The 25,092-nt window shown below is 72.0% G+C and carries 22 protein-coding genes and 2 tRNA genes; 9 read left to right on the forward strand and 15 right to left on the reverse strand.

Annotated elements, in window-relative coordinates:
* Window positions 1–5: 5 nt before the first annotated feature.
* The gene (locus tag EDF21_RS15310; protein ID WP_123571947.1) at window positions 6–2,573 is read right to left on the reverse strand and encodes an ATP-binding protein; all 2,568 of its coding nucleotides are present in this window, start codon (window positions 2,571–2,573) and stop codon (window positions 6–8) included.
* 302 nt (window positions 2,574–2,875) lie between these two features.
* Here EDF21_RS15310 and EDF21_RS15315 point away from each other — a divergent pair, with 302 nt between their 5' ends.
* Together EDF21_RS15315 and EDF21_RS15320 are read left to right on the forward strand one after the other, a co-directional pair.
* Complete coding sequence (locus tag EDF21_RS15315; protein ID WP_056047276.1) at window positions 2,876–3,541, forward strand: TetR family transcriptional regulator; 666 nt, start codon at window positions 2,876–2,878, stop codon at window positions 3,539–3,541.
* Window positions 3,542–3,574: 33 nt separating this feature from the next.
* Window positions 3,575–4,321 carry an aminoglycoside phosphotransferase family protein gene (locus tag EDF21_RS15320; protein WP_123572010.1) on the forward strand — a complete coding sequence of 249 codons (747 nt, stop codon included), beginning with the start codon at window positions 3,575–3,577 and terminating at the stop codon, window positions 4,319–4,321.
* Window positions 4,322–4,398: 77 nt separating this feature from the next.
* On the opposite strand, the gene EDF21_RS15325 is transcribed toward EDF21_RS15320, so the two are convergent.
* The 7 genes from EDF21_RS15325 to EDF21_RS15355 all read right to left on the reverse strand — a co-directional run bounded on the left by EDF21_RS15325 (window position 4,399) and on the right by EDF21_RS15355 (window position 11,620).
* Window positions 4,399–5,154, reverse strand: coding sequence for a glycosyltransferase (locus tag EDF21_RS15325; RefSeq protein ID WP_123571949.1), 756 nt, complete (start codon window positions 5,152–5,154; stop codon window positions 4,399–4,401).
* Window positions 5,151–6,569, reverse strand: a complete 1,419-nt coding sequence (locus tag EDF21_RS15330) for a PIG-L family deacetylase (protein WP_123571950.1) — start codon at window positions 6,567–6,569, stop codon at window positions 5,151–5,153. Before EDF21_RS15330 ends, EDF21_RS15325 begins: the two co-directional genes overlap by 4 nt.
* Window positions 6,563–7,747, reverse strand: coding sequence for an acyl-CoA dehydrogenase family protein (locus EDF21_RS15335; protein WP_123571951.1), 1,185 nt, complete (start codon window positions 7,745–7,747; stop codon window positions 6,563–6,565). The genes EDF21_RS15330 and EDF21_RS15335 overlap by 7 nt, the downstream gene beginning before the upstream one ends.
* An 82-nt stretch (window positions 7,748–7,829) precedes the next feature.
* A complete protein-coding gene (locus EDF21_RS15340; protein WP_148053724.1) occupies window positions 7,830–8,162 on the reverse strand; it encodes a hypothetical protein in 333 nt (110 codons plus the stop codon).
* A gap of 165 nt (window positions 8,163–8,327) precedes the next feature.
* Window positions 8,328–8,417: transfer RNA gene (locus EDF21_RS15345), tRNA-Ser, on the reverse strand.
* Window positions 8,418–8,896: 479 nt separating this feature from the next.
* Window positions 8,897–10,279 (reverse strand): LCP family protein, encoded by a 1,383-nt coding sequence (locus EDF21_RS15350; RefSeq protein ID WP_123571953.1) that lies wholly within the window; start codon window positions 10,277–10,279, stop codon window positions 8,897–8,899.
* Window positions 10,280–10,420: 141 nt separating this feature from the next.
* Window positions 10,421–11,620 carry a glycoside hydrolase family 6 protein gene (locus EDF21_RS15355; protein WP_123571954.1) on the reverse strand — a complete coding sequence of 400 codons (1,200 nt, stop codon included), beginning with the start codon at window positions 11,618–11,620 and terminating at the stop codon, window positions 10,421–10,423.
* 301 nt (window positions 11,621–11,921) lie between these two features.
* Here EDF21_RS15355 and EDF21_RS15360 point away from each other — a divergent pair, with 301 nt between their 5' ends.
* Entirely contained in the window at window positions 11,922–12,221 is a 300-nt protein-coding gene (locus tag EDF21_RS15360; protein ID WP_056047292.1) for a hypothetical protein, read from the forward strand.
* 40 nt (window positions 12,222–12,261) lie between these two features.
* Here EDF21_RS15360 and EDF21_RS15365 read toward each other — a convergent pair.
* The 3 genes from EDF21_RS15365 to serS all read right to left on the reverse strand — a co-directional run bounded on the left by EDF21_RS15365 (window position 12,262) and on the right by serS (window position 14,584).
* Window positions 12,262–12,349: transfer RNA gene (locus EDF21_RS15365), tRNA-Ser, on the reverse strand.
* A 118-nt stretch (window positions 12,350–12,467) separates the two neighbouring features.
* A complete protein-coding gene (locus EDF21_RS15370; protein WP_233568541.1) occupies window positions 12,468–13,322 on the reverse strand; it encodes an HAD family hydrolase in 855 nt (284 codons plus the stop codon).
* Window positions 13,319–14,584: a serine--tRNA ligase gene (gene serS / locus EDF21_RS15375; protein ID WP_123571955.1), complete on the reverse strand. Its 1,266-nt coding sequence runs from the start codon at window positions 14,582–14,584 to the stop codon at window positions 13,319–13,321. The genes EDF21_RS15370 and serS overlap by 4 nt, the downstream gene beginning before the upstream one ends.
* Window positions 14,585–14,682: 98 nt before the next feature.
* Here serS and EDF21_RS15380 point away from each other — a divergent pair, with 98 nt between their 5' ends.
* Window positions 14,683–15,708, forward strand: coding sequence for a diacylglycerol kinase family protein (locus tag EDF21_RS15380; RefSeq protein ID WP_056227383.1), 1,026 nt, complete (start codon window positions 14,683–14,685; stop codon window positions 15,706–15,708).
* A 51-nt stretch (window positions 15,709–15,759) separates the two neighbouring features.
* On the opposite strand, the gene pheA is transcribed toward EDF21_RS15380, so the two are convergent.
* Window positions 15,760–16,713: a prephenate dehydratase gene (gene pheA / locus EDF21_RS15385; protein ID WP_123571956.1), complete on the reverse strand. Its 954-nt coding sequence runs from the start codon at window positions 16,711–16,713 to the stop codon at window positions 15,760–15,762.
* A gap of 69 nt (window positions 16,714–16,782) precedes the next feature.
* Here pheA and pgm point away from each other — a divergent pair, with 69 nt between their 5' ends.
* Window positions 16,783–18,402: a phosphoglucomutase (alpha-D-glucose-1,6-bisphosphate-dependent) gene (gene pgm / locus EDF21_RS15390; RefSeq protein WP_056047304.1), complete on the forward strand. Its 1,620-nt coding sequence runs from the start codon at window positions 16,783–16,785 to the stop codon at window positions 18,400–18,402.
* 126 nt (window positions 18,403–18,528) lie between these two features.
* Here the strand turns inward: pgm and EDF21_RS15395 are convergent, their stop codons facing one another.
* Complete coding sequence (locus EDF21_RS15395) at window positions 18,529–19,338, reverse strand: M15 family metallopeptidase (protein WP_123571957.1); 810 nt, start codon at window positions 19,336–19,338, stop codon at window positions 18,529–18,531.
* Window positions 19,339–19,475: 137 nt separating this feature from the next.
* Between EDF21_RS15395 and EDF21_RS15400 the strand changes: the two genes are divergently transcribed.
* The 3 genes from EDF21_RS15400 (at window position 19,476) to EDF21_RS16790 (ending at window position 22,616) form a co-directional block, all read left to right on the forward strand.
* On the forward strand, window positions 19,476–21,305 hold the full coding sequence (locus tag EDF21_RS15400; RefSeq protein WP_233568542.1) for an MDR family MFS transporter: 1,830 nt from the start codon (window positions 19,476–19,478) through the stop codon (window positions 21,303–21,305).
* A gap of 399 nt (window positions 21,306–21,704) precedes the next feature.
* Complete coding sequence (locus EDF21_RS15405) at window positions 21,705–22,295, forward strand: MarR family winged helix-turn-helix transcriptional regulator (protein WP_123571958.1); 591 nt, start codon at window positions 21,705–21,707, stop codon at window positions 22,293–22,295.
* Window positions 22,296–22,445: 150 nt separating this feature from the next.
* A complete protein-coding gene (locus tag EDF21_RS16790; protein WP_158612940.1) occupies window positions 22,446–22,616 on the forward strand; it encodes a hypothetical protein in 171 nt (56 codons plus the stop codon).
* Window positions 22,617–22,730: 114 nt separating this feature from the next.
* Here EDF21_RS16790 and EDF21_RS15410 read toward each other — a convergent pair whose 3' ends face one another.
* Window positions 22,731–23,591 (reverse strand): site-specific DNA-methyltransferase, encoded by an 861-nt coding sequence (locus EDF21_RS15410; protein ID WP_123571959.1) that lies wholly within the window; start codon window positions 23,589–23,591, stop codon window positions 22,731–22,733.
* Window positions 23,592–23,662: 71 nt separating this feature from the next.
* Here EDF21_RS15410 and EDF21_RS15415 point away from each other — a divergent pair, with 71 nt between their 5' ends.
* Window positions 23,663–23,947, forward strand: coding sequence for a GNAT family N-acetyltransferase (locus tag EDF21_RS15415; protein WP_123571960.1), 285 nt, complete (start codon window positions 23,663–23,665; stop codon window positions 23,945–23,947).
* A gap of 93 nt (window positions 23,948–24,040) precedes the next feature.
* On the opposite strand, the gene EDF21_RS15420 is transcribed toward EDF21_RS15415, so the two are convergent.
* Window positions 24,041–25,090 carry a biotin/lipoate A/B protein ligase family protein gene (locus tag EDF21_RS15420; RefSeq protein ID WP_056047318.1) on the reverse strand — a complete coding sequence of 350 codons (1,050 nt, stop codon included), beginning with the start codon at window positions 25,088–25,090 and terminating at the stop codon, window positions 24,041–24,043.
* Between the last annotated feature and the right edge of the window lie 2 nt (window positions 25,091–25,092).

Consider the following 25,092-nt stretch of genomic DNA (forward strand, 5'->3'; position numbering starts at 1 on the left):
GGCGCTCACGTGGCCGACCGTACCCGATCGGCCTCGCCTGCCCCGCCCGGCCCGGCCTCGCCTGCCCCGCCCGCCCCGGGCACCACCGGCAGCCCGACCACCATGGTCAACCCGCCGCCGGGGGTGTCGTCGAGTGCGAGCGTGCCGCCCATCGCCTCGACGAACCCCTTGCTGAGCGCCAGCCCGAGCCCGAGGCCCGTGCCGTTGTCGGTGTCGCCCAGCCGCTGGAACGCGACGAGGATCTCGTCCCGTCGTTCGACCGGGACCCCGGGGCCCCGGTCCACGACCCGCAGCTCGACCCGGTCGCCGAACGCGCTCGTCGAGATGCGGACGCTCGCGTCCGGCGGCGAGTGGCGCAGGGCGTTGTCGAGCAGGTTGACGACCACGCGCTGCAACAGCACGGCGTCGGCCCGCACGGGCGGCACCGTCGCCCGCAGCGCGAGCTCGACGTCGGCCGGCCCGAGGCCGAGCTCGTCGAGGGCGCCGAGCACGACCTCGTCGACGTCGACGTCCGCGGGCGTCACGGCGAGGGCCCCGGCCTGCACGCGGCTGACGTCGAGCAGGTCGGTGACCAGGGTCGAGAGCGAGTCGAGGCTCTCGTGGGCGGTGGACAGCAGCTCGTCCCGGTCGGAGTCGCTCCAGGCGACGTCGGTCTGCCGCAGTCCGCTGACGGCGGCCGTCGCGGCGGCCAGCGGGCGACGCAGGTCGTGACCGACGGCGGCGAGCAGGGCGCTGCGCATGCGGTCGACCTCGGCGAGCGGGGCGACCTGGCCTGCGGCCCGGCTCAGCTCGGAGTGCTCGAGGGCCGCCTCGACCTGCGCCGCGACGACGTCCAGGAGGCGCCGGTCGGCCGCCTGCAGTTCGGGTCCGGTCAGCTCGAGGGTCGCGTCGGCGCCCGCGGCGATCGACGTGGTGGTCCCGGCCGGGGACCCGGCTCCGGGACGGCCGTCGCCGGCGAGCCGCGCCTCCCCGATCTCGACCCCGCCCTGGACGACGCGCACCCGGGTCATGCCCAGGGCCTCGCGGGTGCGGCCGATCAGGGCTTGCAGGGCGTCCTGGCCGCGCAGCACGCTCCCCGCGACCGTGGCGAGCAGCTCGGTCTCGGCGAGCGCCCGGGCGGCGGCACGGCTGCGTCGTGCGGCCTGGTCGACCACGTAGCTGACGATCGCGGCGTTGAGCACGTACAGCACGAGTGCCGCCAGGTGCAGCGGCTCGGCGATGGTCAGCTGGTAGATCGGCGCGATGAAGAAGAGGTCGAGCGTCACGCCCGAGAGCAGCGCCGCGAGCAGGGCCGGCCAGATGCCGCCCGTGACGGCGACCACCACGACCAGCAGCTGGAAGACCAGCACGGTGCCCGCGATGCCGTCCTCCGAGCGGTGCCCGGCCAGCAGCCCGGTGAGCAGCGGCCCGGCCACGAGGGCGAGCACGAACCCGGCGATCACGCGGCGTCGCGACAGGGCCCCGCCGAGTCGCGGCAGCACCCGGTCGCGTCCGGCCGAGGAGTGGGTGACGATGTGCACGTCGATGCGTCCCGACTCGCGGATCACCGTCGAGCCGATGCCGGGCCCGGTCAACGCCGCGGCCAGGCGCCCCCGTCGGCTCACGCCGATGACGAGTTGCGAGGCGTTCACCCCGCGGGCGAAGGCGACGAGCGCACGGGGAACGTCCGAGCCGACGACCTGGTGGTACGTGCCGCCGAGCTTCTCGACCAGGGCCCGCTGGGCCGCCAGGGCACCCGGTGCTCCCTGCCGGAGGCCGTCCTGCGCACTGACGTGCACGGCGACGAGTTCTCCTCCGGAGGACCGGGCGGCGATGCGGGCACCCCGTCGGATCAGCGTCTCGCCCTCGGGGCCGCCGGTCAGGGCGACGACGACGCGCTCCCGGGCCTCCCAGGTGCTGTCGATGCCGTGCTCGTCGCGGTACGCCTTCAGCGCGCTGTCCACCTCGTCGGCCAGCCAGAGCAGCGCCAGCTCGCGGAGGGCCGTCAGGTTGCCGAGGCGGAAGAAGTTCGAGAGCGCCGCGTCGACCCGGTCGGCCGGGTAGACGACGCCCTCGGCCAGTCGGTCCCGGAGGGCCTGAGGGGCGAGGTCGACGAGCTCCACCTGGTCGGCCGCCCGCAGCACGGCGTCGGGCACCGTCTCGCGCTGCGTCGCCCCGGTGATGCGCTCGACCACGTCGGTGAGCGAGTCGACGTGCTGGACGTTGACGGTCGAGACGACGTCGATGCCGGCGACGAGCAGGGCCTCGACGTCCTGCCACCGCTTCTCGTGGGTGGAGCCGGGGGCGTTCGTGTGGGCGAGCTCGTCGACCAGCGCGAGCTGCGGTGCCCGCGCGAGCACCGCCTCCAGGTCGAGTTCGTCCAGCGCGACGCCGCGGTGGACGACCGCCCGGCGGGGCACGACCTCGAGGTCGCCGACCAGCGCCGAGGTCGCGCGCCGCCCGTGCGTCTCGACGACGGCCACGACGACGTCGACCCCTTCGGATCGCAACCGTGCCCCTTCTTCGAGCATCGTGTACGTCTTGCCCACGCCGGGCGCCGCCCCCAGCACCACCCGCAACCGCCCTCGCTTCATGGGCTCAGCCTGTCACCCCTGCGGACCCGAGCGTGCCGGACGGGGACCACCCGCCGGGCACACGGGAACGCCCCGTGACCACGGGGGCCACGAGGCGTATGTCTCGAGGGGACCTGGCCCCCTCCGTGGTTCAGCTGGAGGGTCGCACCCGACGCGACCCTGCGCGATCTCACAGGGGGTTGTGTGCCTGGTGCCTCTCGAGGCCGTCCGACCCGAATCGGACTCTTGCAGGATACGCGATCCGGAGGCTCCGTTGCCCATTGGGCATGGAAATTCTCAGGAAGCCCCGGCACGATGGTCCGATGCAGCAGACTCCGGCGCGTGGGGACCTCACCCGATTCGGCACGGAAGCGGTCGGCGGGCGCGACGAGAAGCGTCGGGCGACGAGCCGTGGGCTCGCCGACGCGGCCTTCCGACTGGCGACCGAGAAGGGCTTCGACGGCTTCGTCGTCGAGGACGTCACCGCTCTGGCCGGTTACTCGAGGCGCACCTTCGCGAACCACTACTCGTGCAAGGAGGACGCCGTGGCCTCGGTGCTCCTGAACAAGGCGGGCGCGGCGGTCGACGCCTCCGACCTGTCGATGCTCGCGTCCTTCCAGGGCACCGACATCGACCTGCTCGAGCTGCTGCTGCTGTCGGCCGTCGACGCCCAGCTCGTGGACTACATGATCAGCCTCCGCCACCTGCTGCGGACGCACGAACCCCTGCTGCCCTACGTGCTCGCGGTCGGCGTCCCCATGACCGAACGCGTCGGCGACGTGATCGGCCTGGCCGTCGGCCCCTCGCGGGACGACCTGACCACGTCCTTGCTGATCCACTCGACCTGGGGTGCCGTCATCGCCGTGCTGCGCGGCGTCTACGACCCCTGGGTCGACACGACCACCGACGACGAACGCGTCGACGCCCTCCGCGCCTACTGGGCGACGACGTTCGAGCGCTTCCGCACGGGCTTCGGGCCCGTCGCCTGAGCCGTGGACGCGGCGACTCCGGCCGACGAGGACATGGCCGACGAGACCCCCACCGGCGAGGTCCTGGCCGGCGGGAACATGAACGCGGTCGTCCGACAGGGTGACACCGTCCTCCGCGTCGCCGGCCCCTGGACCCCCACCGTCCATCGCTTCCTGTCGTACCTCGCGTGCGCCGGCGTCGGCGGCATCCCCCTGCCGTTGGGCGTCGAGGGCAGCCGTGAACGCCTGAGCTTCGTCGACGCCGACGTGCCCGTGTACCCGCTGCCCGACCACGTCTTCACCGACGAGGCACTGGTCGAGGGTGCGCGCCTGCTGCGCCGCCTGCACGACGCGAGCATCGGCTTCGGCCTCGACGGCGCCGTCTGGCAGGCCCCGGCGAAGGTGCCGTCCGAGGTGATCTGCCACAACGACTTCTCCCCGCACAACCTCGCCTACGACGCCGCCGGCCACGTCGTCGGGGCGATCGACTTCGACTTCGCCTCGCCCGGCCCCCGCCTGTGGGACCTCGCCTACTACGCGACGCGCGCGGTGCCCCTCACCGACCGCACACCCCCGAACGCCCCCGGCATGACCGACGCCGAGCGGCGGGTGCGGCTGCTCCTCGACGCCTACGGCAGCGAGGCGACCTGGTCCGACGTGCTGCGGGTCGCGATCATCCGGTTGCACGACCTCGCCGACATGAGCCGTGACAAGACGGTCGAGCTGGGCAACCCGCGCCTCGCCGACGACGCGGACGGGTACGAGCGCGAAGCCGCCTACCTGGCGACCCTGCGCGACTGACCTGCACGCGCCTCCTGCGCTCGTCACGACGGCGGTCACCGGACCGCAGGCGACGAGGAGGCGCGGTGCCGGCCTCGTCAGGCCAGCAGGTCCACGGCGAGGTAGCCGGCGTAGCCGCCCGACGTGCGTCCGTCACGCCGTCCCGAGGTCAGCACCTCGCCGACGTCCGAGGCGACGAGCGTCGCGCCGGCGTCGCGGAGCCGGTCGACGAGGACGTTGTCCTCGTGCAGGTCGACGGGCGCGAACCCGCCGACGGACCGGTACGACGACGCCCGCACCCCGAGGTTGGCGCCGTGCACGTGGCCGTTCGGCCGCCCGGGCGTGTGCCGGGCCGTCCAGGCCGCGATCTGCCGCGGCGAGAGGTCGGCGAAGTCCGGGCGCACGGTGCCGATCACGACGTCGGCGCCCGAGGCGGCCCGGTCGAGCTGGTCGTCGATCCAGCCCGGCGGCACGACCGAGTCGGCGTCGGTGCAGGCGAGCCACACCGCGTCGAGCGGCAGGTCGTCCGAGGGCGCGCCGAGTTCGTCCAGGGCGACGTCGACGCCGACGGCCCGTGCGACGCCGACCCCGCGGGCCTCGATCTCGAAGACGGTCACGCGGGCGTGCGCACGAGCGGCCGCCACCGTCCCGTCCGTGCAGGCGTCGGCCACGAGGACGACGACGACCCGCACCTCCGGATGGGTCCTGGCCGTGTGCCGCCGCGCGACGTCGACGCCGTCGAGGGCGCGCGAGACGAGTTCCTCCTCGTCGTGCGCGGGGACGACGACCGCGACGGCCCGCACGGGGCGGGCCGGGGTCGGGGCCGGAGTCGGTCGGGCGGGCGCATCGCTCATCGCAGGCCCGTCCGCTGGGCGACCGACCGGGGGTCGCGCGAGAAGACGTCGAGCACGAAGTCGCCCTCGACGTGGTGCGAGACCCGGTGGAGGCGCGGGTCGGCGCCCAGCCGGGCGTGGACGTCGTCCGCGCCCTGCCGGAAGTCCCCCTCGGGCTGGGTCCAGTGGCAGGCCAGGACGTCGCCGTCGTCGGCCAGACCGTCGACGATCGAGTCCACCAGCCGCCCGAACGCCTCCGGGGCCAGGTAGTAGCCGACCTCGCTGAGCACGACGAGGTCGAAGGTGCCCGACGGGTAGTCGGCGGCGGCGTCGGCCTGCTCGACCGTGACGTGCAGCAGGTTCGCGAGCCGCTCGCGAGCGGCTTGCACGGCGACCGACGACACGTCGAGGGCCAGCAGGCGGTCCGCCGCGGGGGCCAGGTCGCCCGTCAGCACGCCGATCGAGCAGCCCACCTCGAGCACGCGGCCGTAGCGCTCACGAGGCAGCGACGCCACGGTGAGGGCGCGCTTGCGGCGCTCGTACCAGCGCGTCGTGACCCGCCACGGGTCGGCGCGGCGGGCGTGCGTCCGGTCGAACGTCGCCTCGGTCGCCGGGACCGACGCCGCGGCGCCCCCGCCCTGGCCGTCCGCGTCCTGGCCGTCCGCCTGCGACCCGGCCACGACGAAGACCTCGCGCCCGCGGGTGAAGTGCCGCTCGAACACCGGGTGCAGCACGGGTGCATCCTCGGGCGCGCTCGAGAGGGGTCGGCGCTGCGAGACGTACGCCGCGAGGGCCGAGCGCTTCGCGGCGTCGGCGACGGCGTCCAGGGACGACAGCCGCAGCGACGGCCAGGGCACGTCGGGGTGGTCGGGCGTCCCCCAGTGCCACAGCCAGATCGGGTACTCGAGCAGCGTCGTGCCGGCCTGGTCCCCCTCGGCCACCAGCTCGGCGGCGATCTCGCCGAGCACGCGGTGGTCCCGGTGGCCGTCCCCGCGCCAGGGCGCCACGACCAGGCCACCCGGACCGGGCAGCAGGGGCCGCAGCCGCTCGGTGATCTCGGCACGGGCCTCGCGGACCGCCCCGTCGGCGATGCTCCACTGCACCAGCTCGACGTCGTGACCCAGCAGGTGGACCGCGACCCGCGCCTCCTCGGCCCTCGTCGCGACGAGGTCCTCGGCGCTCGTGCTCGAGCCGGGGTGCGAGGCGGCGCCGTCGGTGACCACGACGACCGTGACCGGGACGCCGCGGGCGGCCGCGTCGGCGATCAGCCCGCCGGCGCCGAGGGTCTCGTCGTCGGGGTGGGCGGCCAGCACGACGAGGCGCGACGCCGCGGACGGGTCGACGGCGCCGCCGAGCGGCGGCAGGCCGAGGAGGCGCGGGTCGGCCTCCCAGGTCTCGACCGGGGTCCCCGGCGCGCGACCGTCGAAGCTCACCACGTGGGGAGCCCGTCGCGGACGGCGTCGCGGAGCACCGTCTGACCCAGCGACGCGTCGTCGCGTTCGCCGTGGTGCTGGCGGAGGTAGAGCTCGAGGTCGGCGACGCGCTTGGCGTGGGCGGCGTCGGTGGCCAGCGGCGCGGGGCCGAGCGCACGGGACGCCCGGGCCAGCACCTCGTCGCAGGCGTGCGCGACCGTCCCGCGGACGCGCTTGACCAGCAGCCGCCCGGCGTCACCGGTCGCCTCACCGGCGTCGACGAGGTCGGCGGCCTCGACCAGAGCCCGGCGGGCGTCGGCCAGTCGCGTGTCGACGAGGCCGAGGGCCTGCAGGAGGTGCGGGTCGGCAGGGCGCTCCGGCGTGCGCGACGAGGCGGTCACCGCCGCGGCCAGCAGCGTGCGGGCCACGCCGACCGCGCCGCCGTACCAGCACGCCGCGACGCCGATCCCGCCCCACGAGAAGCCGGGACGCTCGAGGTACCACCCGGGAGCGCCGACCTCGCGTGCCTCGACGTCGTCGAAGTCGACCGGGCCGGAGGGGATCTCGACGAGGCCCCTGGCGTGCCAGGCGTCCGCCGTCACGGTCACGCCCGCCTGACGGAGGTCGACCGAGAACAGGCGACGCTCGTCGCCGACCCAGGCGGTGACGAGCGCGCCGTCGAGGGTGCCCGCCAGGGAGCACCAGGGCTTCGTGCCGGCCAGCGACCACGGACCCGACCCGTCCGGGCCCCGGGTCGCCGTCAGACGGACGCCGGGCCCCTCGGCGGCGAACACGCCCCAGGTGAACGGGTCGGCGGTCCGAGCGCGCGGGGGGACGGAGGAGCGGTCGCCGTCGCCCTCGTCGGGCAGGGTCTCGATCGCGGTCGCGGCGCCGACCTCGGCGTGCTGGTCGAGGATGGCGAGGGCGTCGAGGTGCGGTTCGGCCGCTCGGGCCGCACCGAGATCGTGCGCGGCGAGCGTCGCCAGGGCCTGCCAGAGGTCGGCCGTCGAGCCCAGTCCGGGCAGGGCCCCGTGTCGACCGAGCTCGACGGCGAGGTCGAGTGCGTCGCCCACCGAGGGCGCCTGACGGGATCGCAGCCCCTCGACGACGAGAGCGGTGGCCGTCCCGACGACCGGACCCGCGCCTCCCAGGGTGACCGGCTCGATCGGGTCGGTCGAGCGCGCGGGCGCGGAGGGACTCATGGTCTCGACGCTAGTCGGTCGTCCGATCGAGCATGGGGGTTGACAACGGGGTGGACGACAGGCGTCGGGCAGTGCGGGAGGGTCAGAACTCGTCGCTGTCGAGCGGGATGCGCTCGGCCGCTTCGGCGGTCTGGGGCTCGATTCCGCGGAGGCGGCCGATGCGCCCCTCGATGTCGTCGACCAGGGCGCCGTCGTCGATCTCCGCCTCGTCGGTCTGCTCTTCGGAGACCAGCATCTGACTGGCGGGACGGAGCAGCACCTGGAACCGCTGGTGCACCCCGCCACGATCCATGCCGGGCAGGTCGACCATGTCGGACTTGTTCTGCATGGCCAGCGCTCGCGCGTACTCGACGACGGCCGCCGCGATCGCGTCGCCGGTGACCAGGTACTCGTCGGTGTAGTGGATGCGTTTCACCCGTGGTTCTCCCTGCAGTCGAGACGACTCGTCGTCACCGATCACGCTACGCGCGACGGGGCGGGAAGGCCCCGTGCCGGGCGACGTCGGTGGGCCCTCGAGCGGGCAGAAGAAAAGCCACCCCGGAACATCTCTGGCGAGAGAGAGAACCGACGTGGCTTTCCGCGGAGCCGGTGGGATTTGAACCCACGGTTCCCACAAAGGGAACTCCACCTTAGCAGGGTGGTGCACTAGGCCGAACTATGCGACGGCTCCATGCGGCTCGCGAGCGAACGCGCAGGGACAAGCATAGCGGCCCGCAGGCCAGATGCCGAACCGGGGCCCGGGGCCGGTCGGACGTCCGGCCGGGACGGGCGTGGACAGAACCACCCGTGCCCCACCCGCTCTGGGGGGCGTGATCGGCTTGTCGGCATTTGTGCCGACACATAGAGTACCCCTGACGCCGACGACGGCCGAGGGGCCGGGGCCCGACAGCACGGGCCCGTTCACCCTTGCCGAACACGCCCCCCGACGGTCGCCGCGTCACGTGCCCCACCATCGGGCGCCGCACCCGAACGGCTGCGCCCGAGGGGCTCGCCGCCGGCACCGACGCCGGCCTCCACACCCCCCACGGTGCCGCACCCCTGATCCCGGCATCGCGGGGTTCTCATGCGTGCCGGTTCGGGCCGCCGCTTGAGGTCACCGGTCGTCCCGGCGAGCTGGTTACTCGCCGGGGCGACTTCTCGGCGGAGCGCCTAGTTCGAGCCGAACGCCACCGAGCAGGTCTGGTCGGCCGCCGTCTGGCCGGTGAGGCCCTCGATGACCTCGGTCGTCGGAGGCGTGGTCGACGCCCCCGAGCCCGGGTCGGTGGGTGCCGCCGTGTCGGCCGGAGCAGCGGTCTGGGCCGGAGCAGCCGTCTCGACCGGAGCGGCCGGGGCCTGGGTCGCCGCCCCACCGTCAACCGTGCCGGTGTTCTCGGAGCCGATGCCGGTGCTGCCCTCGGGGATCGAGAACGGGACGTCGTTCGCGATCGCGTCGAAGAGCTGGGTCGCCACGGCCTCGTCGGGCTGCACCTTGTTCTCGTAGACGCCCGAGCCTCCGGTCGTGCCGGGGTACTGGACGAAGTTGACGGCGTCGAGCGGCAGGTCCCGGAGCGCGAGACCGATCTGCACCATGGTGTCGATCTTGGTCAGCTGGTCGGACAGGGTCATGTTGCTCGCCGCGGCGCGGGCCAACGAGTAGAGCTTCGTGGGGTTGCTGAGGGTGTCGGCGCTCTTCACCGTCCGCAGCAGCGACGAGAGGTAGACCTGCTGGCTGCTGATGCGGCCGAGGTCGGACCCGTCGCCCACGCCGTGGCGGGTGCGGAGGAAGGCCAGGGCGTCGGCACCCGAGAGCACGGTCTCGCCGGCCGGGATGTCGAGACCCGTGTAGCGGTCCTTGATGGGCGTCGCGGCACACACGGGGACGCCGCCGATGGCGTTCGACATCTCGATGACGCCGTTGAACGAGATCATGCCCGCGAAGGGGATGTCGAGACCGGTCAGGCTCGAGACGGTCGAGGCGACGCAGCTCAGCCCGCCGTACGAGTAGGCCTCGTTGATGGGTCGGGCCGACATCGCCGAGTAGTACCCCGAGCCGTCCTCCTTCGCGCACGACGGGATCGGCACGACCATGTCGCGGGGGATGCTGACGGCGGTCGCGTTGGTGTGGTCGGCCGACACGTGGAGCAGGATGTTGACGTCGTTCAGGGTCGCGTCCCGCTCGCCGAACGCCCCCTGGTCCTGGCTGGCGTCGTTGTCGGTCCCGACGACGAGGATGTTGAAGCCGCCTTCGTACTCGCTGATCGACGGGGGCGCGGGCTTGGTGGTCTCGCCCTGGGCCGCCTGCAGCTCGACCCCGTCACCGAGGTCGCTGCGCACCTGGTACGCCGCGATGGCGCCGACCGAGGCTCCGCTCACGAGCAGGACGGCCACCGAGGCGGCCACCACCTTCGTGACGGCCCGCACCGCGCCTCCGCTCTTGAGCCGGCCGTGTCGGGCGACTCCCGTCGTCGCGGGGGCGGAACGGCGTCCGGAGGCGGTCGCCTCGGGTCGGGCAGCTCGTCGGCCACGGCCGGATCGGTCGCGAAGGTCGCTCACGCGGTGTCCTCTCGGTCATCGAGGGCGACCCTCGCTCGCGCGGCCTCGGGATCGTTCGAGGATCGAGCGGGCAGAAGGGCACCGTTCGGTGTACGGGCAGATGGAGATACTACCCAGGCGGTCCTGGGCCGCTGCCGGGACTCAGCCGGTCGCACGGTTCGCGACGAGCTGGACGGCGTACGAGGCGTGCCACTTGCCGGCGGCCGGTCCCCCGTTGCACTCGCCGTCGCTCGCCCCGGGCGTCTTGATCCAGAGCAGGGCGTCGAGCTTCGTCGTGCCGGTCTGCACCGAGGGCACGACCCCCAGGCCGGCCCCGGGCGCGTTGCACCACGTGCCCTTCCAGCCACGACCGTTGCGCGACGTGTCGATCACGTACCGTGCGCCTCCCGTCGCCTGCGACACCTTCTCGGCGTAGACGCGCTCGGATTCGACCGGGTAGTAGTTCGACACGTTGGTCGCGAAGCCGCGCGCGCGGTCGACACCGGCCGCCTTGAGGCGCGCGGCCATGGTCTGCGGCGGCACCCAGTTCGAGTTGCCGGCGTCGAGGTAGGCCGGGACGCCCGCGTCCGCCAGGGTCGCGACCGCCGAGGCGATGGTGGCCTCCCGCCCGCTCGTCTGCTCGGGGCAGTTGCTGATGAGCGTGAGGGCGTCGGGCTCGACGACCACGGCGACCCGGTGGCCCGCCAGCCGCGAGGCGACGAGGGAATTCCAGCGCAGGTACGCCGCGTTGTCGGCCGACCCGCCCGCCGAGTGGCTGCCACAGTCGCGGTTCGGGATGTTGTACGTGACGAACAGGGGGGTCGCGCCGACCTTCTCGGCGGCGGCGACGGTGCCGTCGATCTTCTTCACGAGCTGGGCGTCGGTCAGCCAGCTGCCGAGCCAGGTCGCCACCGGCTGCTTCGAGATCGTGCGGGCCGCCGCGGCCTCGGCGGTCCGACCCTCGGACGTCAGCGTGGTCGCGGCGCGCGCCGCCTCACCGGCGGGGTCGACGTACAGACCGCCCCGGAACAGCGTCGTGGTGGGCGTGGAGCGGATGGTCTGCGAGACCGCGGCAGGCGTCGTCACCGTGGGGACCGACGTCGAGGCCGGGTCGGGCGACACGGGCGACCCGGTCGACCCGCGCTCCCCGCGCGAGGTGAAGGCGGCGATGGCGCGCTCGGCCGACTTGGACGACCGTGCGGGCGGGCTCGACGCCGTGGTCGGCGAGGCCGTGACCGAGGTCGACGAGGGGTCGACGGGGGCCGCATGCGCTCGCGCGGGAGCGACCGCGAGGCCGACCGTCAGGGCGACGGCGACGCCGAGGACGACGGCGGCGCGGGTCGTCGGGGTCATGTGGGTCATGGCTGGGGTCCTGGTGTCGAGGGGCCCGGGCGGTGTTCGGCCCACCCGGGGTGCCGACCGGTGCGGGACCGCAACGGGGGGCTCGATCAGTGCAACACGGGGGTGCCTCGGCGTTCAGTCCCTGTTCGGGGGGACGGAGCGTTCCACTTCGGGGGCCACGGGGGTCGGAGAGGGCCTCTGGCGGGGTTCCGGGCACGGCACCAGAGGCGGTCGTCACGGCGGCCCTCGCGGCGGCCGACCTGGGAGACTGGATGGGCGGTCGCGGACGCTCCCGCGCGCGCACCAGGCCCGGGAGGACCACATGAACGGCGAGACCAACCGAGACGCATGGCGGGACTCCGTCGAGACCTGGCTCAAGGGCGACGAGCGCAACGACGTCTTCGACGGCTACCTAGACTGGTACCGCGCGCCGGTGATGGCCGACACCGACGACTGGACCCGCGACTTCTTCGTGCTGCCGGCCGTCGGTTCGGACGTGCTGCACAAGCACGCGGGCTTCGTCGACGGCGACGCCGCCGTCTCGGTCGACGACACCACCTGGCGCGACCTCAGCACCCTGATCGGCGAGGCCTTCGCGACCTACGCCGCCGCCAAGGCCTAGGAGGCACGGGTCGCGTCATCTGCGGAACGCGCGACCCGTCTGGCGGAGGGCGTGGGATTCGAACCCACGAGACATCTCTGCCCACTTGTTTTCAAGACAAGCTCCATCGGCCGCTCGGACAGCCCTCCCGGTGGCCGGACGAACTACGCCGCCACGATGTGATCACTACGCCACTTTCAACCGTGGCGTCGTGTTCATGTCGTGGCGGGATGCACGCATCGGGCAACCGGGGCCGAGTCTACCGGCTCAGAGCGTCGCGAGCACCTCGGCGAGCCCGTCGTCCAGGTCGCTCGACGTCTGCTCGCTGGCCACCGCGGCGACGTCGTCGGGCGCCTGGCCCATGGCCACCCCGCGGCCCTCGGCCGCGGCCCAGCGCAGCATGTCGATGTCGTTGCGCCCGTCGCCGGCGGCCAGGACCTGCGACCGCGGCACGTCGAGCCACTGCCGCACGCGCTCGAGGGCGGTCGCCTTCGTGACGCCGTCCGGGGCGATGTCGAGCCAGGCCGTCCAGCCGACGTTGTAGTTCACGTGCTGGAGGCCCATGCGCTCGACGGCCGTGAGGAAGTCCTCGGTGTCGTGGTCGGGCGAGACGACGACCACGCGGGTCGCCGGCCGGCCGACGAGGTCGTCGAACTCGACCTTCTCGGCGTTCAGTGCCGCCGCCGCCGCGGGGAACGACCCGCAGTACCGCAGCAGCCCCTCTTGGTCTTCGACGGCGTACCCGGCCCCCGCGTCGGCCAGCGCGTCGCGGATCGTCGACAGCACCTGGGTCGGGTCGAACTCCTCGACGTGCACGCGGCGGTACCCCGTCGGGGCCGACTCGTCACGGCCCAGCGTGATGGCACCGTTCGCGCAGACGACGTAGTCCGAGACGAGACCGAGACGCTCCATGACGGGCAGCGTCATCGACACCGAGCGTCCGGTCGCGATCATGACCTGGTGACCCTGGTCGTGGAGGCGCGTGATCTCGCCGAGGACGGCCTCGGAGATGGTGCCGTCCTCGGGCATGATCGTGCCGTCGACGTCGAGCGCGACCAGCCAGCGGTCGGCGGCGGCCACGGGCTCGTCGCCGGGCCGGGGTGCGGCTGCGGCCTGGCTCACGCGACCGGCTCGATGACCTCGAGGCCACCGAGGTAGCCGCGCAGCGCCTCGGGCACGACCACCGAACCGTCGGCCTGCTGGTGCGTCTCGAGGATCGCGACGAGCCACCGCGTGGTCGCGAGGGTGCCGTTGAGCGTCGCGACGGGAGCCGTCTTGCCGCTCTCGGTGCGGTAGCGGGTGTCGAGGCGGCGGGCCTGGAAGGTGGTGCAGTTCGACGTGCTGCTCAGCTCGCGGTAGGTGCCCTGCGTCGGCACCCAGGCCTCGATGTCGAACTTGCGCGCGGCGCTCGAACCGAGGTCGCCGGCGGCGACGTCGATGACGCGGTAGGTGAGGCCGAGTGCCTGCAGCATGCTCTCCTGGAACCCGACGAGGGCGTCGTGCTCGGCCTCTGCCTGGTCGGGGTGCACGTAGCTGAACATCTCGAGCTTGTTGAACTGGTGCACGCGCAGGATGCCCCGGTTGTCCTTGCCGGCGGCACCGGCCTCGCGGCGGTAGCAGGTCGACCAGCCGGCGTAGCGGATCGGGCCCGCCTCGACGTCGAGGATCTCGTCGGAGTGGTACCCGGCGAGCGCGACCTCGCTCGTGCCGGTCAGGTAGAGGTCGTCGGCGGGCAGGTGGTAGACCTCGTCGGCGTGGGAGCCCAGGAACCCGGTGCCGGCCATGACCTCGGGTCGCACCAGCGTCGGGGTGATCAGCGGCGTGAAGTCGTTCTCCAGGGCGAGGTCGAGGGCCATGTTCATCAGGCCGAGCTCGAGGCGGGCACCGATGCCGCGCAGGAAGTAGAAGCGCGAGCCCGAGACCTTGGTGCCGCGCTTGATGTCGATCGCGCCGAGCTTCTCGCCGAGGTCGGCGTGGTCGAGGGCCTCGAAGTCGAAGGAGGGGCGGGTGCCGTGCTCACGGAGCGTCACGAAGTTCTCTTCGCCGCCCGAGGGCACGCCGTCGATGATCAGGTTGCCGATGCCGCGCGCGGCCGCGTCGAAGACCGCATCGGCCTCGTTCGAGGCGGCCTGCGCCTCCTTCACGCGGGCGGCGAGCTGCTGTGCCTGCGCGACCAGGGCCTTCTTCTCGTCTTTCGGCGCCTTGGCGACGGTCTTGCCGAAGGCGTTCTGCTCGGCGCGCAGGTCTTCGAAGGCGGCGATCGCCGCGCGGCGGGCCTGGTCGGCCGCCACCGCGTCGTCGACCAGCGACTCGGAATCGCCCCGGGCCCGCTGGCTCTGCTTGACGAGGTCGGGGGATTCACGAAGCAACTGGGGATCGATCACCCGCCCATCCTAGGCAACGGCACCCGCGCGGCCGACGTTCTGCACAGAGCCTTCGCCTTCCCGTTACCTCACGGGGGTGCGTCCAATACGCTCGCCCCATGACCGCCACCTCCCCCTCCCCCGCCGAGCACGCCTCGGCATCCGAGCCCGAGACGGCTCGCCAGACCGCCGCGGTCGTCTACAACCCGATCAAGGTCGACCTCGACGCCATCAAGACGGCCGTCGGGCGCCACGAGTTCTCGAACGGCTGGGCCCCCACGAAGTTCTACGAGACCAGCAAGGAAGACCCGGGCGGCGAGGTGACGAAGCAGGCCCTCGCCGAGGGCGTCGACATGGTGATCGCCGCGGGGGGCGACGGCACGGTGCGTGCCGTGGCCGAGGCCCTGCAGGGCACCGACGCGTCCCTCGCCCTGCTGCCCTCGGGCACGGGCAACCTGTTGGCCCGCAACCTCGAGCTCTCGCTCGACAACCTCGACGACTCGATCGCGACGGCGTTCAGCGGTCGCGACCGTGACATCGACCTCGGCGTCGTCGACGTCGAGCGTGAGGACGGCTCGCGCGAGACCAAGGCGTTCGTCGTCATGGCGGGCGTCGGCCTCGACGCGAAGATGCTCGCGAACACCAACGACGAGCTGAAGAAGCGCGTCGGGTGGCTCGCCTACGTCGACGCCATCGCCCGCGCGCTCCGCGACGACAACAAGATCGACGTCCGGTACGAGCTCGACGACCAAGGCCGCAAGTCGATGCGCGCCCACACGATCATCGTCGGCAACTGCGGCCTGCTGCCCGCCAACATCATGCTGCTGCCCGACGCGGCGATCGACGACGGCATCTTCGACATCGTCGCCCTGCGCCCCGAGGGCTTCTTCGGCTGGGTGCAGATCTGGGTCAAGATCGTGTGGGAGAACGGCGTCATGCGCCGCACCCAGGTCGGCCGCCGCATCCTCGCCGCCAACAGCCGCGAGGTGCGCACCCTGCGCTACAACAAGGGCAAGAAGCTCGTGGTCCGCCTCGACTCGCCCCAGGACTTCGAGATCGACGGCGACTCCGTCGGCAAGGTCGTCGCCCTGCGTGCGGTCGTCGACCCGGGCGGCCTGACCGTCCGCGTGCCGGCCGACGCCTGATCGGCACGGGCGGCCGGCCGAGCGAGGCCGGTCGTCAGTGCAGGCCGCTGATCAGCGCAGGCCGCTGATCAACCCGCGCAACCAGTCGCGGGCGTCGACGAAGGCCTCGTCGTCGTACCGCGGCGAGACCTCGGCCGGGGCGCCGTCGGCACGAGGGTACGACCCGAGGAACATCACGCTCGGGCTGAAGCGCTTCAGCCCGAGCAGGGCGTCGGCCACGCGTTCGTCGAGCACGTGCCCCTCGAGGTCGATGACGAACCGGTAGCGCCCGAGGGCGTCGCCGATCGGCCGCGACTGGATGAGGCTGAGGTTGATGCCGCGGGTCGCGAACTGCTCGAGCATGTCGACCAGTGCCCCCGAGCCGTCGGCCGGCAGCTCGACGATCAGGCTGGTCTTGTCGGCACCGGTCGCGGGCGGCACGGGCACCGTCCGGCTGACCAGCACGAAGCGCGTGACGGCCTGGTCGTTGTCGCCGATGTCGCGGGCGAGCACCTCGAGGTCGTGGTGGTCGGTGATTCCGGGAGGCGCGACCGCGGCGTCCGCGGAGCCCCCGGCGCCGCCCGGCTCGAGCAGCGAGGCGGCGGCGGCCACGTTCGACGAGGCCGGCAGGTGACCGTGGCCGGGCAGGTTGCGTTCGAGCCAGCGGTGGGTCTGCGCGTAGGCGACCGGGTGCGCGTTGACGACTCGCACCTCCTCGATGCGGGTGCCCGGCCGGGCGACGAGCACGAAGTTGACGCGCACCAGGTACTCGCCGACGATGCGGAGGCCCGGCACCGTGGCGAGGGCGTCCTGCGTCGCACTGACCCCGCCCTCGACGCTGTTCTCGATCGCGATCATCGCGGCCGTGCTGACGCCCGAGACGACGTCGGCCAGGGCCTCGCCGACGTTGTTGACGCTCTTCCAGGTGGCCCCGACGGCCTCGGGCACCTGCTTGAGCGCCGCCTCGGTGAACGTGCCCGCGGGCCCGAGGTAGCTGTAGGTCGTCGAGGAGGCGCGGGTCGGCATGACGAGGAGCCTACTGAGAGCCGCCCGGGTACCGCGACGAAGGTCGGCGGCGGGTGCCAGGATGTCCCCATGACCGACCGTGCCGGAACCCCCGCAGAAGCCAGCGACCTGATCGACCCCGAAGAGGTCACGGCCGCGTACTACGAACTCGTCCCCGACGTCGGCGAGGTCGAGCAGAAGGTCGTCTTCGGCACCTCGGGCCACCGCGGGTCCTCGCTCGACGCCGCCTTCAACGAGACCCACATCGCCGCCATCACGCAGGCGATCGTCGAGTACCGCGCGGGCCAGGGCATCACCGGCCCGCTGTTCATCGGGCGCGACACGCACATCCTGAGCGGCCCCGCCGAGCGCACCGCGGTCGAGGTGCTCACCGGCAACGACGTGAAGGTGCTGGCCGACGCCGAGGGCGGCTACGTGCCGACGCCCGCGCTCAGCCACGCGATCCTGGTCTACAACAACGACCCCGCGAACACCGACAAGGCCGACGGCATCGTCGTCACCCCCAGCCACAACCCGCCCCGCGACGGCGGCTTCAAGTACAACCCGCCCCACGGCGGGCCGGCCGACAGCGACGCCACGAACTGGATCGCGAACCGCGCCAACGAGATCATCGCCGCCGGCAACGTCGACGTGAAGCGCGGCGTCGGCACGCCCGGCCGGCACGACTTCCTCCGCGGCTACGTGGGCGACCTCGTCAACATCATCGACATCGACGCCATCAAGAAGGCCGGCGTGAAGATCGGTGCCGACCCGCTCGGTGGCGCGAGCGTCGAGTACTGGGGCGCGATCCGCGACGTCTACGGCCTCGACCTCACCGTCACGAACCCGGGCGTCGACCCCACCTGGCGCTTCATGACGCTCGACTGGGACGGCAAGATCCGCATGGACCCGTCGAGCCCCTCGGCGATGGCCAGCGTCGTGCGCCGCAAGGACGAGTTCGACGTCCTGACCGGCAACGACGCCGACGCCGACCGGCACGGCATCGTCACGCCCGACGGCGGCCTGATGAACCCGAACCACTACCTCGCGGTCGCCATCGACTACCTCTACACGCACCGCCCCGAGTGGCGCGACGACGCGGCCATCGGCAAGACCCTCGTCTCGTCGAGCATCATCGACAAGGTCGCCGAGTCGCACGGGCGTCGCCTGTGGGAGGTCCCGGTCGGGTTCAAGTGGTTCGTCCCCGGCCTGGTGGACGGCTCGGTCGCCTTCGGTGGCGAAGAGAGCGCCGGCGCGTCCTTCCTGCGCAAGGACGGCACCGTCTGGACGACCGACAAGGACGGCATCCTGCTCGCCCTGCTCGCGAGCGAGATCATCGCCGTCACCGGCAAGACCCCCTCGCAGCTCTACGCCGAACTGGTCGAGAAGTACGGCGACCCGGTCTACCAGCGGGTCGACGCGGCGGCGACGAAAGAGCAGAAGACCCGTCTCGGCAAGCTCGACGGCGACGCCATCGAGGCGACCGAGCTCGCGGGCGACCGCATCACGGCCAAGCTCAGCAAGGCTCCGGGCAACGACGCGGCCGTCGGCGGCGTCAAGGTCGTCACCGACAAGGCCTGGTTCGCGGCCCGCCCCAGCGGCACCGAGGACGTCTACAAGATCTACGCCGAGTCGTTCGAGGGCCCCGAGCACCTCGCCCGCGTCCAGGCCGAGGCGAAGACCATCGTCGACGCCGCGCTCGGCGCCTGACCCGCACCGCCCGACGGGCGTGTTCGTGACGGACGGGCGACGTCGATCGCCCTCGTCCGACGAACACGCCCGTCGCGCGGTTCGCGGGGGGCGCGGCGGGCAGGCGGCGGCGGCCAGGCGGCAGGCTCAGCCCGCGTAGTCAGGGGCGGCCGGTAGGCCGAAGAACTCCTCGAGCGTGGTGACGCCCGTGTCGTGCATCTCGGTGGCGAGGGGCACGCCCACGTACCGGAAGTGCCACGGCTCGAAGGTGAAGCCCGTCACGGCGACCTTGTCCGCCGGGTAGCGCAGCAAGAACCCGAAGCGCCACGCGTTGGCCGCGAGCCACTGCCCCTGCGGTGTGTCCCCGAAGCAGGCCTGCAACGCGCAACTGAGCGGCACGGGGCTGATGTCGAGGGCGAGCCCGGTCTGGTGCTCGCTGAAACCCGGACGGGCGCTCTGTGCATCGGCCTGTGCCTGCCCGAGACGTTGGACCCAGCCGGCGTAGACGCCCACCTGGGTGTCGTACGAGCGGTAGGCGCTCTGCACCTGGAACGCCCCGGCCCCCTCGGCCTCGCCCGCCCGGAACATCTCGACGACCGCGGCAGCCGCCTCGGCGCGGAGGGTCGGCGGGTTCTGGTGCGCCACGTCGGGCGTGACGAGATCGCCGGGGACGTAGTCGACCGGGTCGAGCGCGCGCAGCTTGTCGCTGACGACCCAGAGGCTGGCGGGGTCGTCGACCGACCGGGCCGCCTTGTCGAACGCGGGTGTCGTGGGGGACGTGGGAGGCGCCTCCTCGGTCGGGGACGGGGTCGGGGTGAGCGTCGGCGAGACGGTCGCGGCCGACGTGCTCGGGCTCGGCTCGGGCGCGCCCCCCGAGCACGCGGCCAGCAGGCCGGCCGAGAGGACGACGGCCAGGACGGTGGCCGCGGGGTGCGGCAGGGAGGGGCGGCGTGACATCGCGTCGAGCCTAGTCACGAGCAACGGACCGACAGGGACGGACGATTCCTCTTGTTGTCGGATGCTTGCCCGTGAAGTAACTTTGCGTACTGCGCAATTCCTCGTCGCGCCTTCCCCTTCCAGACAGAAGAGACACCATGTCGAGCGCCGCCTCCGCACCCACGACCACGGCCCCCGCCGAGCGCCAGGGCCTGATGACCCACCGCCAGATCCTGTACGTCATCTTCGGCCTGATGGCCGGCATGTTCCTCTCGGCCCTCGACCAGACGATCGTCGGCACCTCGATGCGGACGATCGCGGACGACCTCGACGGGCTCAGCCTGCAGGCCTGGGTGACCACCGCCTACCTGATCGTGTCGACCATCTCGACGCCCATCTACGGCAAGCTCAGCGACATCTTCGGGAGGCGACCGCTCTTCCTGATCGCCATCACGATCTTCTTGCTGGGGTCCGTCGCGGCCGGCTTCTCCGAGAGCATGTACCAGCTCGCCATCTTCCGGGCGATCCAGGGCATGGGCGCCGGCGGCCTCATGGCCCTGCCGCTGACGATCATGGGCGACATCCTGGCCCCGCGTGAACGCGCGAAGTACCAGGGCTACTTCCTCGCCGTGTTCGGCATCTCGAGCGTCATCGGCCCGCTCGTCGGCGGGCTGTTCGCCGGGGCCGACCAGATCCTCTTCGTCACCGGCTGGCGCTGGGTGTTCCTGATCAACGTGCCGATCGGCATCGTGGCGCTGTTCATCGTCGTGCGGTTCCTGCACATCCCGGGCCAGAAGCGTCGCGAGAACGTGCGCATCGACTGGTTCGGCGCCGCCGCCGTCATCGTGGCCGCCGTGCCGCTGCTGCTGGTGGCCGAGCAGGGCCGCACCTGGGGCTGGAGCTCACCCGGAGCCTTCGCCTGCTACGTGATCGGGGCCGTCGGCATCGTCGCGTTCGTCGTGATCGAGCGATCGATGGGCGACGACGCACTCATCCCGCTCAAGCTGTTCCGCAACCCCACCTTCTCGATGGCGACCGTGCTCGGCGTGCTCGTCGGGTTCGGCATGTTCGGCGCCCTGCTGACGGTTCCGCTGTACCTGCAGCTCGTGAACGGGGCGACCCCGACCGAGAGCGGCTTCCAGATGCTGCCGATGATCGCCGGCCTGATGATCTCGTCGATCGTCGCCGGCCAGCTCATCTCACGGACGGGCAAGTACAAGATCTTCCCGATCACGGGCACGGCGTTCATGGCGGCCGGGTTCTTCTGGTTCACGAACCTCTCGTTCGACAAGCCGTACTGGTTCATGATGGTCGGCATGCTGTTGGTCGGCCTGGGACTCGGACAGCTGATGCAGACCCTGACCATCGCCTCGCAGAACTCGGTCGGGGCCCGCGACATCGGCGTGGCCACGTCGGCGTCGACGTTCTTCCGACAGATCGGCGGGACGCTCGGCACGGCCGTGCTGTTCTCCGTGCTCTTCAGCCGCATCCCCCAGACGATCGCGGACGCCTTCGCCGACTCGAGCCTGCAGGGCCGTGCCCAGGCCGCCCTCGCCGACCAGTCGGTGCTGAGCGACCCGGCGAACGCCGCGATCCTCAAGCTCTACCAGGCGGCCGGAGGCGGCGACACGTCGCAGGTCGGCGGCGCACTCGACGGCAACACGTCGTTCCTCAACACGGCCGACCGCCGTCTCGCCGCGCCGTTCCTCGACGGCTTCGCGAACGCAGCCGTGACGGTCTTCTGGGTCGCCCTGGTGGTGGTGCTCGTGGCCTTCGTGCTGAGCTTCTTCCTCAAGGCCACGCCGCTGCGCCAGAAGTCGGCCATCGACGAGGCAGCCGACGACGCGCGGGCCGCCGTGGCCGCCGACGCCGCGCTCGCGGCGCAGGCCGCCGCCGCGCAGACCGGTTCGCTGGTCGCCCCCGACACGGGTTCGATCGACGTCGTGCCCGCGGAAGAAGGGCGGGGCGACACCTCGCCTCGGCGCTGATCGGGTGCCCGGCGCGACGTTCGCCCGGCACCCGATCCGCTCGAGCTGGTGTCGCGACACGGCAAGTGTCGGGTAGCGTTCCCTCGACGGCGCTTCGGTGCCGAACGGTTCGTCCCGCGTCCGGCGTTCCCTGCCCGTGAAGCTCACGCGGGAGGCGAGACGACCGAAGGCCGCACACCCACGGGGTGTGCGGCCTTTCTCCGTCATGGGACGCCCCACCGAATCGATTCCCTGCGTGAAGCTCTGGTCGACACGGCGGGACGCCTCTGCCCACTCGAGGCGGACGTGTCGAGCCTAGGACGGCCACGAGCCGCAGCACAGGGGTTGACAACGAGAAAAAACCTGGTCAGTAATGATTTTTTGCTAGACGGACTAGCGACGTGGGCTAGACTCCCCCCCATGCCCGATCAGCACGCCACCGCCGCGCCCTTCGATGCGTCCGGCTATTGGTACAGCAGCAGCACCGAAGAGCGCGGCGTCACGGTGTTGAACACCCTCCGCGCCTACCGTGCCGCCGAGGTCGCGATGCGGGCCCGCACCCGCAAGTCGATGAAGATGAACGACACCGACCTCGCCGCCCTGCGGTTCCTGCTCCGGGCCCAGCGGCTCGGCGACCCCGTCAGCGCGAAAGAACTGGCCGCCCAGCTGAAGATCACCTCGGCATCGACCTCGGTGCTGATCAACCGCCTCGTCGCGAGCGGGCACATGCTGCGCCACCCTCACCCGTCCGACAAGCGCGGGGTCCTGCTGACCGCCACGGGCGACTCGAACACCGAGGTGCGCGACACCATGGCGGCGATGCACGCGCGCATGATCTCGACGGCCGAGTCGCTCGACGCCGACGAGGCGGCCGTGGTCGTGGGCTTCCTGCAGCGCATGACGGCAGCGATCGAGATCGACGACCACCACGTCGACGGCGATCCGGCCGACCGAGCGGGCACGGGCACGGGCACGGGCACGGGCACGGGCACGGGCCACCATCCGTCCTAGCCGTTGAGCGAACAACTGGTGAACTGACTAGATCGACTAACCATCGACGTGACAGTCTGACCGCACGACACCGATTCACGGCGGTGTCGTGACCGTCCGAAGTCCCACCGTTCCGCCAGGCATCGCAGGGGTGCCAGAGACGAGCCGAACATGACCACGATCGACGTCGCTCGCAGCGACCGCACCAGCGCCCGCAGCACCTTCTCCGAGGTGCGCGACACCGCCCACCAGCGAACGCTGGCCGTCATCGCGACGGCTGCCACCGGCGCGAGCGTCAGTCTCGTCGCCGCCCTGCTCCTCGCGCTCGGCGTCGTGCGATGACGTGCCCGTCGGGCTTCTCCGCCCAGCAGATGCAGGGTCTGACCCACGAGCAACTCGTGTCGTTCGTCCGCGGGTCGGTCACGACGGCCGTCTCGGCCGCCGACCTGCACGCCGTCAGACCGACTCGACCTGCGCCGACGGGAGCCGTCTGCGCATGACGGCCACCGCCTCCTCGTTGCTGTCGACGAGCAGGTAACGACGACCGAGGGCATCCGCCACCGCCCCGGTGGTGCCGCTGCCGGCGAAGAAGTCGAGCACCCAGTCGCCTTCGCGGCTCGAGGCCTGCACGATGCGACGCAGGACGCCCTCGGGCTTCTGCGTCGGGTAGCCGGTCTTCTCGCGACCGGTCGGCGACACGATGGTGTGCCACCACACGTCGGTCGGCAGCTTGCCCCGGGCGACCTTCTCGGGCGTGACGAGCCCCGGGGCCATGTACGGCTCGCGGTCGACGCTCGTCGAGTCGAAGTGGTACTTCGTGGGGTCTTTGACGTAGACCAGGATCGTGTCGTGCTTGGTCGGCCACCGGGTGCGACTCTTGGCGCCGTAGTCGTAGGCCCAGATGATCTCGTTCAGGAAGCAGTCCCGCCCGAACAGGGCGTCGAGCAGCACCTTCGCGTAGTGCGCCTCGCGGTAGTCCAAGTGCAGGTAGAGGGTGCCGTCGGGGGCCAGCAGCCGCCAGGCCTCGGCCAGGCGCGGTTCGAGGAACGACCAGTAGTCCTCGAAGCGGTCGTCGTAGCCCATCAGGTCGCCCCGGATGCGCTCGTACCGCACGCCCTTGAAGCCCGCCACCGAGGTGGTCGAGTCCTCGGCGCTGCGCACGGACGTCGTCGACCGGCGACGCTGCTGCCGCCCGGTGTTGAACGGAGGATCGAGGTAGACGATCGTGAACCCGCCGTCGGGCAGCTGCGCCGTGACGCCGAGGGCGTCACCGTGGACCACGAGGCTCGGGGAGGCGGTGGTCCAGTCGAGGGGCATCCGACCATTCTGCTGCCTGGCGGGCACCGACACGCGCCCGACTCCCGGCCCGGGGCGCGTAGCGTGTCGGGATGACCACCGAGGTAGAGAACCGCCCCACCCAGAACCAGTACGCCCTCGTCGAGGACGGCGAGACGATCGGCTTCGCGGCCTACGACGTCGCCGGCCACGAGATCCGCTTCACCCACACCGAGATCGACCCCAGCCGACGATCCGCCGGCCTCGGGGCCCGGCTCGTCCAGGGCGCCCTCGACGACGTGCGCGCGAACACCGACCTTCGCGTCGTGCCGCTCTGCCCGTTCGTGGTCGACTTCGTCGAGGACCACGTCGACTACCGCGAGCTGCTCGACCGCTGACCGCGGTGCGGCCGCCGAGGCGACCGCGGCGAAACCGCCGAGGCGGACCCCCGGCAGGAGGCGCGGGTCGCCTCGACGGCGACCCTCACGTGCTCAGGGCACGCGCGCCAACCACTCGGGCGTCGCGAACTTCGAGGTGACGAGCTGCTCGGCCTTCTCGAGCTCGGCCTCGGTGACGTGGCCTTCGGTCGCCCCGTAGAGGCCGGTGAAGGTCTGCTTGAGCCGCTCGATGATCTCGGCGCGGGACAATCCCGTCTGGCTCCGGAGGGGGTCGACGCGCTTGGCGGCGCTGGTGGTGCCCTTGTCGCTCATCTTCTCGCGGCCGATGCGCAGGACCTTCACCATCTTGTCGCCGTCCATGTCGTACGACATCGTGGCGTGGTGCAGCAGGGCCCCGTTGCCCAGGCGCTTCTGCGCGGCCCCGCCGATCTTGCCCTTGGCGCTGGTGATGTCGTTGAGCGGCTGGTAGAAGGCGTCGATGCCGAGCGACTTGAGCGCCGTGATGACCCACTCGTCGAGGTACGCGTACGAGTCGGCGAAGCTCATGCCCTGCACGAGCTCGCCCGGAGCGTAGAGCGAGTACGTCACGATCGACTGGGCGTCCATGAACATCGCGCCGCCGCCGCTGATGCGGCGCACCACCTCGAAGCCGTGGGTCGAGGCGGCGTCGAGGTCGACCTCGTTCTTCAACGACTGGAAGCTGCCGATGACCACGGCGGGCTGGTCCCACTCCCAGAAGCGGAGCGTGGGCCCGCGGCGGCCCGCTCCGACCTCTTCGGTGAGCACCTGGTCGAGTGCGAGGTGCACGTTGGGCGACACCGGGGCGTCGTGGATGATCTGCCAGTCGTAGTCGCGCCAGTCGGTCGCTTTCGAGAGGCTGCGGCGGATCGCCACGGCGATCGCCTCGGGCGAGAAGCCGAGCAACACCGCGTCGGCCGGCAGCCCCTGCTTGATCGTCGCCGCGATCGTCGCCGCGTCGGACTCGACCGGCAGGCCGTTCACCGCCCGGTCGACGGCGTCGAGCGCCGTGTCGGGCTCGAGGAAGAAGTCACCGGCGAGACGGAACCCGGCGATGCGCCCCTCTCTGACGTCGAGGTCGACGACCACGAGCTTTCCGCCTGGGACCTTGTACTCACCGTGCATGG

This window comes from Frigoribacterium sp. PhB118 (assembly GCF_003751725.1).
Lineage (GTDB): Bacteria > Actinomycetota > Actinomycetes > Actinomycetales > Microbacteriaceae > Frigoribacterium.

Bases quoted from the DNA above. Each gene is read 5' to 3' on its own strand.
- pgm (WP_056047304.1), top strand. From the start codon at position 16,783: ATGACCGACCGTGCCGGAACCCCCGCAGAAGCCAGCGACCTGATCGAC.
- EDF21_RS15415 (WP_123571960.1), top strand. From the start codon at position 23,663: ATGACCACCGAGGTAGAGAACCGCCCCACCCAGAACCAGTACGCCCTC.
- EDF21_RS15380 (WP_056227383.1), top strand. From the start codon at position 14,683: ATGACCGCCACCTCCCCCTCCCCCGCCGAGCACGCCTCGGCATCCGAG.
- EDF21_RS15310 (WP_123571947.1), bottom strand. From the start codon at position 2,573: ATGAAGCGAGGGCGGTTGCGGGTGGTGCTGGGGGCGGCGCCCGGCGTG.
- EDF21_RS15315 (WP_056047276.1), top strand. From the start codon at position 2,876: ATGCAGCAGACTCCGGCGCGTGGGGACCTCACCCGATTCGGCACGGAA.
- EDF21_RS15405 (WP_123571958.1), top strand. From the start codon at position 21,705: ATGCCCGATCAGCACGCCACCGCCGCGCCCTTCGATGCGTCCGGCTAT.
- EDF21_RS15320 (WP_123572010.1), top strand. From the start codon at position 3,575: ATGGCCGACGAGACCCCCACCGGCGAGGTCCTGGCCGGCGGGAACATG.
- EDF21_RS15410 (WP_123571959.1), bottom strand. From the start codon at position 23,591: ATGCCCCTCGACTGGACCACCGCCTCCCCGAGCCTCGTGGTCCACGGT.
- EDF21_RS15395 (WP_123571957.1), bottom strand. From the start codon at position 19,338: ATGTCACGCCGCCCCTCCCTGCCGCACCCCGCGGCCACCGTCCTGGCC.
- EDF21_RS15360 (WP_056047292.1), top strand. From the start codon at position 11,922: ATGAACGGCGAGACCAACCGAGACGCATGGCGGGACTCCGTCGAGACC.
- EDF21_RS15355 (WP_123571954.1), bottom strand. From the start codon at position 11,620: ATGACCCACATGACCCCGACGACCCGCGCCGCCGTCGTCCTCGGCGTC.
- pheA (WP_123571956.1), bottom strand. From the start codon at position 16,713: ATGCCGACCCGCGCCTCCTCGACGACCTACAGCTACCTCGGGCCCGCG.
- EDF21_RS15400 (WP_233568542.1), top strand. From the start codon at position 19,476: ATGTCGAGCGCCGCCTCCGCACCCACGACCACGGCCCCCGCCGAGCGC.
- EDF21_RS15325 (WP_123571949.1), bottom strand. From the start codon at position 5,154: ATGAGCGATGCGCCCGCCCGACCGACTCCGGCCCCGACCCCGGCCCGC.
- EDF21_RS15335 (WP_123571951.1), bottom strand. From the start codon at position 7,747: ATGAGTCCCTCCGCGCCCGCGCGCTCGACCGACCCGATCGAGCCGGTC.
- EDF21_RS15420 (WP_056047318.1), bottom strand. From the start codon at position 25,090: ATGCACGGTGAGTACAAGGTCCCAGGCGGAAAGCTCGTGGTCGTCGAC.
- EDF21_RS16790 (WP_158612940.1), top strand. From the start codon at position 22,446: ATGACCACGATCGACGTCGCTCGCAGCGACCGCACCAGCGCCCGCAGC.